Annotated in this window: 8 protein-coding genes; all 8 read left to right on the plus strand. The window is 64.4% G+C overall.

The window, feature by feature from the left end:
- Window positions 1–241: 241 nt before the first annotated feature.
- A complete protein-coding gene (gene rplJ / locus ENN83_RS07290) occupies window positions 242–760 on the plus strand; it encodes a 50S ribosomal protein L10 (protein ID WP_287185597.1) in 519 nt (172 codons plus the stop codon).
- A gap of 74 nt (window positions 761–834) precedes the next feature.
- Entirely contained in the window at window positions 835–1,215 is a 381-nt protein-coding gene (rplL, locus tag ENN83_RS07295) for a 50S ribosomal protein L7/L12 (RefSeq protein ID WP_287185599.1), read from the plus strand.
- A 253-nt stretch (window positions 1,216–1,468) separates the two neighbouring features.
- On the plus strand, window positions 1,469–5,605 hold the full coding sequence (gene rpoB, locus ENN83_RS07300) for a DNA-directed RNA polymerase subunit beta (RefSeq protein WP_287185600.1): 4,137 nt from the start codon (window positions 1,469–1,471) through the stop codon (window positions 5,603–5,605).
- Between the two features lie 105 nt (window positions 5,606–5,710).
- Complete coding sequence (rpoC, locus tag ENN83_RS07305) at window positions 5,711–9,955, plus strand: DNA-directed RNA polymerase subunit beta' (protein WP_287185602.1); 4,245 nt, start codon at window positions 5,711–5,713, stop codon at window positions 9,953–9,955.
- Window positions 9,956–10,422: 467 nt separating this feature from the next.
- The gene (rpsL, locus tag ENN83_RS07310) at window positions 10,423–10,794 is read left to right on the plus strand and encodes a 30S ribosomal protein S12 (RefSeq protein ID WP_132546720.1); all 372 of its coding nucleotides are present in this window, start codon (window positions 10,423–10,425) and stop codon (window positions 10,792–10,794) included.
- A gap of 12 nt (window positions 10,795–10,806) precedes the next feature.
- Window positions 10,807–11,277 carry a 30S ribosomal protein S7 gene (gene rpsG, locus ENN83_RS07315; protein WP_132697050.1) on the plus strand — a complete coding sequence of 157 codons (471 nt, stop codon included), beginning with the start codon at window positions 10,807–10,809 and terminating at the stop codon, window positions 11,275–11,277.
- 24 nt (window positions 11,278–11,301) lie between these two features.
- Window positions 11,302–13,425, plus strand: a complete 2,124-nt coding sequence (gene fusA, locus ENN83_RS07320; protein ID WP_287185604.1) for an elongation factor G — start codon at window positions 11,302–11,304, stop codon at window positions 13,423–13,425.
- Window positions 13,426–13,508: 83 nt separating this feature from the next.
- Window positions 13,509–13,629 (plus strand): GTP-binding protein (locus ENN83_RS07325; protein WP_287185043.1); only part of this gene is annotated, 121 nt, incomplete at its 3' end.

Below are 13,629 nucleotides of genomic sequence, written 5' to 3' on the forward strand. Positions count from 1 at the left end.
CACGCGTATTTCCGGGTCTCGTGCCCGGGAATGGCGGGGCGGCGACGCCCCGTCCTGTCCGAGACGGAGGGTGCGGCCCGCTGGGGGCGCTTAATGTCCTTCCCGAGATGGGGAAACGAGACAGATTTCGCGAAGGTCTGACCTTCGGGCGATCCTGGCCTCGGGACCTCGCGGACCCGAACGCCGGACTTCGGTCCGGCAGACCTGAGCCGGGGGGTGACCCCCAAACTGGAGTGAAACTGTGGATAGAGCCCAGAAAGAGAAAGTGGTCGAGGAACTCGGCCAGATCTTCGAAAGCTCTGGCGTCGTGGTGGTTGCACACTACGCGGGTCTCACGGTTGCCGAGATGCAGGATCTGCGCGCGCGCATGCGTGCGGCGGGCGGATCCGTACGCGTCGCCAAGAACAGGCTCGCCAAGATCGCCCTGGAAGGAAAGCCTTGCGCCAGCATCGCCAGCCTTCTGACGGGCATGACCGTGCTCACCTATTCCGAAGATCCTGTGGCGGCAGCCAAGGTCGCGGAAGCCTTTGCCAAGGACAACTCGAAATTCGAGATCCTCGGCGGGGCGATGGGTGAGGCGGCCCTGGACCGGGCCGGTGTCAAGGCAGTGTCCGACATGCCGTCGCGCGAGGAGCTTATCGCCTCGATCGTCGGCTGCATCGGTGCACCCGCCAGCAGCATCGCCGGTGCCATTGGCGCGCCCGCTTCCAATATCGCAAGCATCCTCTCGACCATCGAGGAGCGTGCGGAAGCCGCTTGAGCAACTTCGTGATCCCGCGTGGGCCGCACCGGCCTCGCGTTGGAACAGAACATGTGTAAAGAACGGAACAGAAAATGGCTGATCTGAAGAAACTTGCCGAAGAGATCGTGAACCTCACGCTGCTCGAGGCGCAGGAACTGAAAACGATCCTGAAGGACGAATACGGCATCGAGCCCGCCGCCGGCGGCGCCGTGATGATGGCCGGTCCCGCCGCCGGTGGCGATGCCGCCGCCGCCGAAGAGCAGAGCGAGTTCGACGTGATCCTCAAGAGCGCCGGCGCCAACAAGATCAACGTGATCAAGGAAGTCCGCGCGATCACCGGTCTCGGCCTCAAGGAAGCCAAGGACCTCGTCGAGGCCGGCGGAAAGGCCGTCAAGGAGCAGGTCTCCAAGTCGGAAGCCGAAGAGATCAAGGGCAAGCTCGAAGCGGCTGGCGCCGAAGTCGAGCTCAAGTGATCCGGGCGCGGGCGTGTTGCCCGCGATGCGCATGAAAAGGCTGGGTCCGGGGGACGAATCCCGGGTCCGGCCGGACCTGTCTTGAAAAGGGCTTGCATCGCCCGAGCCCTTTTCAAGGCGCGGTTCGAGGTTCGGGAGCGGCCGGTGGGACGGCTTGCAGGAATGGAACCTCTCCCCCTGTTTCGTGAGCGGCGCGCGGCCGTGGCCCGACGGCATCGCGCAGACGCGACAGACGAAAGGTGAGACCACAGACATGGCGCAGACCTACCTTGGCCAGAAGCGACTCCGCAAATATTACGGCAAGATCGGCGAAGTGCTGGAGATGCCGAACCTCATCGAGGTGCAGAAGTCCTCGTATGACCTTTTCCTGAACTCGGGCGACGGACCGGCGCCCGCCGACGGCGAGGGCCTCCAGGGGGTGTTCCAGTCGGTCTTCCCGATCAAGGATTTCAACGAGACGTCGGTGCTGGAGTTCGTGAAATACGAGCTTGAAAAGCCGAAATACGATGTCGACGAATGCATGCAGCGCGACATGACCTATGCGGCCCCGCTGAAGGTGACGCTGCGCCTGATCGTGTTCGATATCGACGAGGATACCGGCGCCAAGTCGGTCAAGGACATCAAGGAGCAGGACGTGTTCATGGGCGACATGCCGCTCATGACGCCGAACGGCACCTTCATCGTCAACGGCACCGAGCGGGTGGTCGTTTCCCAGATGCACCGCTCGCCGGGCGTCTTCTTCGATCATGACAAGGGCAAGACGCACAGCTCGGGCAAGCTGCTGTTTGCCTGCCGCATCATCCCCTATCGCGGCTCGTGGCTGGATTTCGAGTTCGACGCCAAGGACATCGTCTTCGCGCGCATCGACCGCCGCCGCAAGCTGCCGGTCACGACCCTGCTTTACGCGCTCGGGCTCGACCAAGAAGGCATCATGGATGCCTATTACGACACCGTCCAGTTCCGGCTGGAAAAGAACCGCGGCTGGGTTACCCGCTTCTTCCCCGAGCGGGTGCGCGGCACCCGTCCGACCTACGACCTCGTCGATGCCGCCACCGGCGAGGTGATCTGCAAGGCCGGCGACAAGGTCACGCCGCGCCAGGTCAAGAAGCTGATCGAGGAGGGCAAGGTCACCGAGCTCCTGGTGCCGTTCGACCAGATCGTCGGCCGCTATGTCGCAAGGGACATCATCAACGAGGAGACCGGCGCGATCTATGTCGAGGCCGGGGACGAACTGACCTGGGAACTCGACCGCGATGGCGAAGTGTCGGGCGGCACGCTCAAGGCACTGCTGGATGCCGGCATCACCGAGATCCCGGTGCTCGACATCGACAACGTCAATGTCGGTCCCTACATCCGCAACACCATGGCGGCGGACAAGAACATGGGCCGCGACACCGCGCTCATGGACATATACCGCGTCATGCGTCCGGGCGAGCCGCCGACCGTCGAGGCCGCGACGAACCTGTTCGAAACGCTGTTCTTCGATGCCGAGCGCTATGACCTGTCCGCCGTGGGCCGGGTCAAGATGAACATGCGCCTCGCACTCGACGCGCCTGACACCCAGCGCACCCTGCGCCGCGACGATATCATCGCCTGCATCAAGGCGCTGGTGGAACTGCGCGACGGCAAGGGCGAGATCGACGATATCGACCATCTGGGTAACCGCCGGGTGCGCTCGGTCGGCGAGCTGATGGAAAACCAGTATCGCGTTGGCCTGTTGCGCATGGAGCGCGCGATCAAGGAGCGGATGTCCTCGGTCGAGATCGACACGGTGATGCCGCAGGATCTGATCAACGCGAAACCCGCGGCCGCCGCGGTGCGCGAGTTCTTCGGCTCCAGCCAGTTGTCGCAGTTCATGGACCAGACCAACCCGCTGTCGGAAGTCACCCACAAGCGCCGCCTCTCGGCGCTTGGCCCGGGCGGCCTGACGCGGGAGCGCGCGGGCTTCGAGGTGCGCGACGTGCACCCGACCCATTACGGCCGGATGTGTCCGATCGAGACGCCGGAAGGCCCGAATATCGGCCTGATCAACAGCCTCGCGACCTTTGCGCGGGTGAACAAGTACGGCTTCATCGAGACGCCCTATCGCAAGGTGGTCGACGGACAGGTGACCGACGAGGTCAACTACATGTCCGCCACCGAGGAGATGCGCCACACCGTCGCCCAGGCGAACGCGAAGCTCGACGAGCAGGGCCGCTTCGTCAACGATCTGGTGAACACACGCCAGTCGGGCGAATACACCATGGCGCCGCGCGAAAACGTCGACCTGATCGACGTCTCGCCGAAACAGCTGGTATCGGTCGCCGCCTCGCTGATCCCGTTCCTTGAAAACGACGATGCCAACCGCGCGCTGATGGGGTCGAACATGCAGCGCCAGGCGCTGCCGCTGATCCAGGCCGAGGCGCCCTTCGTCGGAACGGGGATGGAGCGCAAGGTCGCCATCGACAGTGGCGCCGCGATCCAGGCGCGCCGGGCGGGCGTCATCGACCAGGTCGATGCCCAGCGGATCGTCGTGCGGGCCACCGAGGATCTGGAGCTCGGCGACGCGGGCGTGGACATCTACCGCCTGCGCAAGTTCCAGCGCTCGAATCAGAACAGCTGCATCAACCAGCGTCCCCTGGTGAAGGTGGGCGATACGGTCACCAAGGGCGAGGTGATCGCCGACGGACCCTGCACGGATATGGGCGAACTGGCGGTCGGCCGCAACGTGATCGTCGCCTTCATGCCCTGGAACGGCTACAACTACGAGGACTCGATCCTGATCTCGGAACGCATCGCGCGCGATGACGTCTTCACCTCGATCCATATCGAGGAATTCGAGGTTGCCGCCCGCGACACCAAGCTCGGACCCGAGGAAATCACCCGCGACATCCCGAACGTTGGTGAAGAGGCGCTGCGCAATCTCGACGAGGCGGGCATCGTCTATATCGGTGCCGAGGTCGGCCCGGGCGACATCCTTGTGGGCAAGATCACGCCCAAGGGCGAAAGCCCGATGACGCCCGAGGAAAAACTGCTGCGCGCCATCTTCGGCGAGAAGGCGTCCGACGTGCGCGATACCTCGCTGCGCCTGCCGCCGGGCGATTACGGCACCGTGGTCGAAGTGCGCGTGTTCAACCGTCACGGCGTCGACAAGGACGAGCGCGCGCTGCAGATCGAGCGCGAGGCGGTGGAAAGCCTGGCCCGCGACCGCGATGACGAGTTGGCGATCCTCGAGCGCAACATCTATGCGCGCCTGAAGTCGATGATCCTGGGCAAGGTGGCGGTCAAGGGGCCCAAGGGCGTCCCCGCGAACGCACAGATCACCGAGGATCTGCTTGCCTCGCTCTCGCGCGGACAGTGGTGGCAACTGGCGCTCGAAGGCGAACAGGACGCCGCCGAGGTCGAGGCGCTGAATGCCCAGTTCGAGGCCCAGCGCCGCGCGCTCGACCACCGCTTCGAGGACAAGGTCGAAAAGGTGCGCCGCGGCGACGACCTGCCGCCCGGCGTGATGAAGATGGTCAAGGTCTTCATCGCGGTGAAGCGCAAGCTGCAACCCGGTGACAAGATGGCCGGCCGTCACGGCAACAAGGGCGTCGTCTCCAAGGTCGTGCCGATGGAGGACATGCCCTTCCTCGCGGATGGCACGCCCGTCGATATCGTCCTCAACCCGTTGGGCGTGCCCTCGCGGATGAATGTGGGCCAGATACTCGAAACTCATATGGGCTGGGCCGCGCGCGGCCTGGGGATCAAGATCGACGATGCGCTGGGCGAATACCGGCGCACGGGCGACCTGACCCCGGTGCGCGAGGCGATGCGGCTGGCCTATGGCGACGATGTCTACGAAGAGGGCATCAGGGATATGGACGAGGGAACCCTGATCGAGGCCGCCGCGACGGTGACCCGCGGCGTGCCGATCGCGACACCTGTCTTCGACGGCGCCAAGGAGGCCGATGTCAACGACGCGCTGAAACGCGCGGGCTTCGACACTTCGGGGCAGTCGGTGCTGTTCGACGGCAGAACGGGCGAGCGCTTCGCCCGCCCCGTGACCGTGGGCGTCAAGTACATCCTCAAGCTGCACCACCTGGTGGACGACAAGATCCACGCGCGCTCGACCGGGCCCTACAGTCTGGTCACCCAGCAGCCCCTGGGCGGCAAGGCCCAGTTCGGCGGCCAGCGCTTCGGCGAGATGGAGGTCTGGGCGCTGGAAGCCTATGGCGCCGCCTACACCCTGCAGGAGATGCTGACGGTGAAGTCCGACGACGTGGCAGGCCGGACCAAGGTCTACGAATCGATCGTCAAGGGCGAGGACAATTTCGAGGCCGGCGTGCCGGAATCCTTCAACGTTCTGGTGAAGGAAGTCCGCGGCCTCGGGCTGAACATGGAACTCCTGGATGCGGAGGAGGACGAGTAGGGCAAGCCCCGAATGGTGGGTTTCACCCACCCTACGCCGGTTTCGTAGGGTGGGTGCCAACCCACCGCCCTTCCTCCTTTCCGCCAGCCTTTCAAGGATCGAACGATGAACCAGGAACTGACCACGAACCCCTTCAACCCGCTTGCCGCGCCCAAGCAGTTCGACGAGATCAAGGTCTCGCTCGCCTCGCCGGAACGGATCCTCAGCTGGTCCTATGGCGAGATCAAGAAGCCCGAGACGATCAACTACCGCACCTTCAAGCCCGAGCGTGACGGACTGTTCTGTGCGCGGATCTTCGGGCCGATCAAGGATTACGAGTGCCTGTGCGGCAAGTACAAGCGCATGAAGTATCGCGGCGTCGTCTGCGAGAAATGCGGCGTCGAGGTGACGCTGCAGAAGGTCCGGCGCGAACGCATGGGCCATATCGAACTGGCCGCCCCCGTCGCGCATATCTGGTTCCTGAAATCGCTGCCCAGCCGCATCGGCCTGATGCTGGACATGACGCTGCGCGATCTGGAGCGCGTTCTCTATTTCGAGAACTACGTCGTGATCGAGCCGGGTCTGACCGACCTTTCCTACGGCCAGATGATGACCGAGGAAGAATATCTCGACGCCCAGGACCAGTACGGCGCCGACGCCTTCACAGCCGGGATCGGCGCCGAGGCGATCCGCGACATGCTGGCCCAGATCGACCTCGAGGCCGAGGCCGAGCGGCTGCGCGAGGAACTGAAGGAAGCCACGGGCGAGCTGAAGCCCAAGAAGATCATCAAGCGGCTGAAGGTCGTCGAAAGCTTCCTTGAATCCGGCAACCGGCCGGAGTGGATGGTGCTGACCGTGATCCCGGTCATTCCGCCGGAACTGCGCCCGCTGGTGCCGCTCGATGGCGGCCGCTTCGCCACCTCGGACCTGAACGACCTTTACCGCCGGGTCATCAACCGCAACAACCGTCTGAAAAGGCTGATCGAGCTGCGCGCGCCGGACATCATCGTGCGCAACGAAAAGCGGATGCTTCAGGAATCGGTGGACGCGCTGTTCGACAACGGCCGCCGCGGCCGCGTCATAACGGGCGCGAACAAGCGCCCGCTGAAGTCGCTGTCCGACATGCTCAAGGGCAAGCAGGGCCGGTTCCGGCAGAACCTGCTGGGCAAGCGGGTGGACTTCTCGGGCCGCTCGGTCATCGTGACCGGGCCGGAACTCAAGCTGCACCAATGCGGCCTGCCCAAGAAGATGGCGCTGGAACTGTTCAAGCCGTTCATCTATTCGCGGCTCGAAGCCAAGGGCCTGTCGTCGACGGTGAAACAGGCCAAGAAGCTGGTCGAGAAGGAACGCCCCGAGGTCTGGGACATTCTCGACGAGGTCATCCGCGAACACCCGGTGCTGCTGAACCGCGCGCCGACGCTGCACCGTCTGGGAATCCAGGCGTTTGAGCCGGTCCTGATCGAAGGCAAGGCTATCCAGCTGCATCCGCTGGTCTGTTCGGCCTTCAACGCTGACTTTGACGGCGACCAGATGGCGGTTCACGTGCCGCTCTCGCTCGAGGCACAGCTCGAGGCGCGCGTGCTGATGATGTCCACCAACAACGTGCTGTCGCCCGCCAACGGCGCGCCGATCATCGTGCCCTCGCAGGACATGGTGCTGGGCCTTTACTACGTCTCGATGGAACGCCGGGGCATGAAGGGCGAGGGCATGGCCTTCGCCGATGTCGACGAGGTCCAGCACGCGCTGGACGCGGGCGAGGTGCATCTGCACGCGAAGATCACCGCGCGGATCAAGCAGATCGACGAGCATGGCAACGAGGTGATGAAGCGTTACGAGACGACGCCGGGCCGGGTGCGCCTGGGCGCGCTGCTGCCGCTGAACGCCAAGGCGCCGTTCGAACTGGTCAACCGTCTTCTGCGCAAGAAGGAGGTGCAGCAGGTCATCGATACCGTCTACCGCTATTGTGGCCAGAAGGAGTCGGTCATCTTCTGCGACCAGATTATGTCGATGGGCTTCAGGGAGGCGTTCAAGGCGGGCATCTCCTTCGGCAAGGACGACATGGTCATTCCCGAGACGAAATGGACCATCGTCGAGGGTGTCCGCGACCAGGTCAAGGAGTTCGAACAGCAATACATGGACGGCCTGATCACCCAGGGCGAGAAATACAACAAGGTCGTCGATGCCTGGTCGAAATGCTCCGACGAGGTGGCCGCCGCGATGATGGCCGAGATCTCGGCCGTCCGTGTGGACGACACCGGCGCCGAGATGGAGCCGAACTCGGTCTACATGATGTCCCACTCGGGCGCGCGCGGCTCGCCCGCCCAGATGAAGCAGCTGGGCGGCATGCGTGGCCTGATGGCCAAGCCGTCGGGCGAGATCATCGAGACTCCGATCATCTCGAACTTCAAAGAAGGTCTGACCGTTCTCGAATACTTCAACTCGACCCACGGCGCCCGCAAGGGCCTGGCCGATACCGCGCTCAAGACCGCAAACTCGGGCTATCTGACGCGGCGTCTGGTGGATGTCGCGCAGGACTGCATCGTGCGTCAGAACGATTGCGGCACCGACAAGGCGATTACCTGCGAGGCGGCGGTCAACGATGGCGAGGTGGTGGCCTCGCTGTCCGAGCGCCTGCTGGGCCGGGTCTCGGCCGATGACGTGCTGAAACCCGGCACCGACGAGGTGCTGGTCAGCCGCAACGAACTGATCGACGAGCGCAAGGCCGACGCGATCGAGAAGGCCGGCGTGGCCATGGTGCGCATCCGCAGCCCGCTGACCTGCGAGGCCGAGGAAGGCGTCTGCGCCGCCTGCTACGGGCGCGACCTTGCCCGCGGTACCATGGTCAATGTCGGCGAGGCGGTCGGCATCATCGCCGCCCAGTCGATCGGCGAGCCGGGCACCCAGCTGACGATGCGGACCTTCCACATCGGCGGCATCGCCCAGGGTGGCCAGCAATCGTTCCAGGAGGCCAGCCAGGAAGGCAGGATCGTGTTCCGCAACCCGAACCTGCTGGAGAATGCCTCGGGCGATCAGATCGTGACGGGCCGCAACATGCAGCTTGCGATCATCGACGAGAACGGGGTCGAGCGGGCGAGCTTCAAGACCGGCTACGGCACCAAGGTCTTCGTGACCGAGGGCGCCACGGTCAAGCGCGGCGACAAGCTGTTCGAATGGGACCCCTACACCCTGCCGATCATCGCCGAAAAGGCGGGCGTGGCCAAGTTCGTGGACCTCTATACCGGGATCTCGGTGCGTGACGAGACCGATGACGCGACGGGCATGACCCAGAAGATCGTCACCGACTGGCGCACTGCGCCCAGGGGCGGCGATCTCAAGCCCGAGATCTTCATCGTCGATCCCGAGACCGGCGAACCGGTCCGCACCGAGCAGGGCAACCCGGTGACCTATCCGATGTCGGTCGATGCGATCCTCTCGATCGAGGACGGGCAGGAGATCAAGGCCGGCGACGTGGTCGCGCGGATTCCGCGCGAGGGCGCCAAGACCAAGGACATCACCGGGGGTCTTCCCCGCGTGGCGGAACTGTTCGAGGCGCGCCGTCCCAAGGACCACGCGATCATCGCCGAGATCGACGGCTATGTCCGGTTCGGACGCGACTACAAGAACAAGCGCCGGATCACCATCGAGCCTGCCGACGATACGCTGGAGCCGGTGGAATACATGGTGCCCAAGGGCAAGCACATCCCCGTGCAGGAGGGCGACTATGTCCAGCGCGGCGACTACATCATGGACGGCCACCCCGCGCCGCACGACATCCTCGCGATCATGGGGGTCGAGGCGCTGGCCAATTACATGATTGACGAGGTGCAGGAAGTCTACCGGCTGCAGGGCGTGAAGATCAACGACAAGCATATCGAGGTGATCGTCCGCCAGATGCTGCAGAAGTGGGAGATCCTCGAGTCGGGCGACACCACCCTGCTGAAGGGCGAGCATGTCGACAAGGCCGAGTTCGATGCGGTCAACGAAAAGGTCATGTCCAAGGGCGGGCGCGCCGCCGAGGGCCAGCCGATCCTGCTCGGCATCACCAAGGCGTCGCTCCAGACCCGGTCCTTCATCTCGGCCGCCTCGTTCCAGGAAACGACGCGGGTGCTGACCGAGGCGGCCGTGCAGGGCAAGCGCGACAAGCTGGTCGGGCTGAAGGAGAACGTCATCGTTGGCCGGTTGATCCCGGCGGGCACCGGCGGGGCCAGCCAGCGCGTGCGCCGGATCGCCTCCGAGCGCGACCAGAAGGTGATCGAGGCTCGTCGCGCCGAGGCCGAGGCGGCGGCCGCGCTTGTCGCCCCGACGGACGTGATGGAGCCGGACGAGGATGATTTCGGCCTCGTCGAAACGCCCGAGAGCCGCGACGAGTAGGCGTCGCTTGCGGCCGGAGAGGAAGCGCCCCCGCCAGCGATGGCGGGGGCGGTTTCGTTGGAAGGGGGCGCCTTTTCGGGTTTCGCCCCGGCTTGCGCCGGGGCGACCCGCCGGGGGGCGCTGCCCCCCGGCCCCCCCCGGGATATTTCCAGCCAGAAGAAGGGTGGGGCTTTCGAGGGGGAGGATGCGCCATTGGGCCGTGCATTGGCGGGCCGTTCTGGCGGGGATCGGTGTTGACAAGCCCTCCGACTCCTCCTATACGGCGCGAACTCGGGGCGGCGGCCTTGTCCGCCTTGCCCGAAATCAGAACTGTAGTGGTCACGATCCGGGCCCCCAAGCCCCGATCCTCTGGAATTCCACCGCGTCGTTCCCGGGCAGATGGGAGCGCATGCGGCTTTCGCGCTTCGTGGACGCACGAGGCGTCGACGAAGACGAGATTTGAACGGGTTGCAACACGGGGAACCGGAATGCCAACAATCCAGCAGCTGATCCGCAAGCCGCGGCAGCCGAAAGTGAAACGCCAGAAGTCCCAGCACCTGCAGGGTTGCCCGCAGAAGCGGGGTGTTTGCACGCGCGTCTACACCACCACGCCGAAGAAGCCGAACTCGGCCATGCGGAAGGTTGCCAAGGTGCGCCTCACCAACGGTTTCGAGGTGATCAGCTATATCCCCGGCGAGAGCCACAACCTTCAGGAACACTCGGTCGTGCTGATCCGCGGCGGCCGGGTCAAGGACCTTCCGGGTGTCCGCTATCACATCCTGCGCGGTGTGCTGGATACCCAGGGCGTCAAAGACCGCAAGCAGCGCCGTTCGAAATACGGCGCCAAGCGTCCGAAGTAAGGAGAGACGTCGATGTCCCGCCGCCACGCCGCCGAAAAGCGCGAAGTCCTGCCCGACGCCAAGTTCGGCGATCGGGTTCTGACGAAATTCATGAACAACCTGATGGTCGACGGCAAGAAATCGGTCGCCGAGCGCATCGTCTACTCGGCGCTGGACCGCGTCGAGAGTCGCCTCAAGCGCGCCCCGATCGAGGTCTTCCACGAGGCGCTCGACAATGTGAAGCCCTCGGTCGAGGTGCGCTCGCGCCGGGTCGGCGGCGCCACCTACCAGGTGCCGGTCGAAGTGCGCCCCGAGCGCCGCGAGGCGCTGGCGATCCGCTGGCTGATCGACGCCAGCCGCAAGCGCAACGAGAACACCATGGAAGAGCGCCTGGCGGGCGAACTGGTCGATGCCGTCCAGTCCCGCGGCACCGCGGTGAAGAAGCGCGAAGACACCCACAAGATGGCCGACGCCAACAAGGCGTTCAGCCACTACCGCTGGTAACAGACAAGGCCGGGAACCGAACCAATGGCACGCGAATACCCCCTCGAGCGCTACCGAAACTTCGGTATCATGGCGCATATCGACGCTGGCAAGACCACCACGACCGAGCGTATCCTGTTCTATACCGGCAAGTCCCACAAGCTTGGCGAAACCCATGACGGCGCTGCCACCATGGACTGGATGGAGCAGGAGCAGGAGCGTGGGATCACCATCACCTCCGCCGCGACCACGACCTTCTGGCAGCGCCAGGAGGATCCGACCGCCGAGGGGACGTCCGACGCCAGGTTCCGGTTCAACATCATCGACACCCCCGGACACGTCGACTTCACCATCGAGGTGGAGCGTTCGCTTGCCGTGCTCGACGGGGCAATCTGCCTGCTGGACGCCAATGCCGGTGTCGAGCCGCAGACCGAGACCGTCTGGCGCCAGGCCGACCGCTACAAGGTTCCGCGCATCGTGTTCGTCAACAAGATGGACAAGATCGGTGCTGATTTCTTCAACTGCGTGAGGATGATCAAGGACCGCACAGGCGCCACGCCTGCGCCGGTCGCGCTGCCGATCGGGGCCGAGGACAATCTCGAGGGCATCATCGACCTGATCTCGATGGAAGAGTGGGTCTGGAAGGGCGAGGATCTGGGGGCCTCCTGGACCCGCCAGCCGATCCGCGACGAGCTGAAGAACCTGGCTGACGAATGGCGCGCCACGCTGGTCGAGCTTGCCGTCGAGCAGGACGACGCCGCGATGGAGGCCTATCTCGAAGGCAACGAGCCGGACGTTGCCACCCTGCGCAAGCTGATCCGCAAGGGCACGCTCAACCTTTCCTTCGTGCCGGTGTTGGCCGGTTCTGCGTTCAAGAACAAGGGCGTCCAGTCACTGCTGAACTCGGTGATCGACTTCCTGCCGAGCCCTCTCGACGTGCCGGCCTATATGGGCTTTGCGCCGGGCGACGAGACCGAGACCCGCAATATCGAGCGGTCGGCCGATGACGCGCAGCCCTTCGCGGGCCTTGCGTTCAAGATCATGAACGACCCGTTCGTCGGTTCGCTCACCTTCACGCGCATCTATTCCGGTCAGCTCAAGAAGGGCGACCAGATGATGAACTCGACCAAGGGCAAGCGCGAGCGGGTCGGGCGGATGATGATGATGCACTCCAACAACCGCGAGGAAATCGACGACGCGTTCGCCGGCGACATCATCGCGCTTGCGGGGCTGAAGGAAACCACGACCGGCGACACGCTCTGCGATCCGGCCAAAGCAGTGGTCCTGGAGACGATGACTTTCCCCGAGCCGGTGATCGAGATCGCAGTCGAGCCCAAGACCAAGGCCGACCAGGAGAAGATGGCCCAGGCGCTGCAACGTCTGGCCGCAGAGGACCCGTCCTTCCGCGTCGAGACCGACCTCGAGTCCGGCCAGACCATCATGAAGGGCATGGGCGAACTTCACCTCGACATCCTTGTCGACCGCATGAAGCGGGAGTTCAAGGTCGAGGCAAATATCGGTGCGCCCCAGGTGGCCTACCGCGAAACCATCAGCCACAAGGCTGAGATCGACTATACCCACAAGAAGCAGACCGGCGGTTCGGGCCAGTTCGCACGCATCAAGCTCGAGATCGAGCCGACCGCGGCGGGCGAAGGCTACAGCTTCGAAAGCAAGATCGTGGGCGGTGCGGTGCCGAAGGAATACATCCCCGGCGTCGAGAAGGGGATCCAGTCAGTGATGGATTCCGGTCCGCTGGCGGGCTTCCCGGTGATCGACTTCAAGGTGGTCCTGGTGGACGGCGCCTATCACGACGTCGACTCGTCGGTCCTCGCCTTCGAGATCGCCTCGCGTGCCGCGATGCGCGAAGGTCTCAAGAAGGCCGGCGCCAAGCTGCTCGAGCCGATCATGAAGGTCGAGGTGGTGACGCCCGAGGAATATACCGGCGGCATCATCGGGGATCTGACCTCCCGTCGGGGGCAGGTGCAGGGCCAGGACAGCCGCGGCAACGCGAATGTCATCAACGCCTTCGTGCCGCTGGCCAACATGTTCGGCTACATCAACACTCTGCGCTCGATGTCTTCGGGCCGCGCGCAGTTCACGATGCAGTTCGACCATTACGAGCCGGTGCCGCAGAACATCAGTGACGAAATCCAGGCGAAATTCGCCTGACGCCCGGTGGGATTCGCCCACCCTACACACAAACCGTAGGGTGGGTGCCAACCCACCGCCGGACCAGTTAGCAGGAGGCCCCCATGGGTAAGGCAAAGTTCGAACGTACGAAACCGCATGTGAACATCGGGACGATTGGTCACGTTGACCACGGCAAGACGACGCTGACGGCGGCGATCACGAAGTATTTCGGCGATTTCAAGG

This window comes from Rhodovulum sp., from assembly GCF_011048875.1.
GTDB lineage: Bacteria > Pseudomonadota > Alphaproteobacteria > Rhodobacterales > Rhodobacteraceae > Rhodovulum > Rhodovulum tesquicola.

Bases quoted from the DNA above. Each gene is read 5' to 3' on its own strand.
- rplL (WP_287185599.1), top strand. From the start codon at position 835: ATGGCTGATCTGAAGAAACTTGCCGAAGAGATCGTGAACCTCACGCTG.
- rpoB (WP_287185600.1), top strand. From the start codon at position 1,469: ATGGCGCAGACCTACCTTGGCCAGAAGCGACTCCGCAAATATTACGGC.
- rpoC (WP_287185602.1), top strand. From the start codon at position 5,711: ATGAACCAGGAACTGACCACGAACCCCTTCAACCCGCTTGCCGCGCCC.
- rpsL (WP_132546720.1), top strand. From the start codon at position 10,423: ATGCCAACAATCCAGCAGCTGATCCGCAAGCCGCGGCAGCCGAAAGTG.
- rpsG (WP_132697050.1), top strand. From the start codon at position 10,807: ATGTCCCGCCGCCACGCCGCCGAAAAGCGCGAAGTCCTGCCCGACGCC.
- fusA (WP_287185604.1), top strand. From the start codon at position 11,302: ATGGCACGCGAATACCCCCTCGAGCGCTACCGAAACTTCGGTATCATG.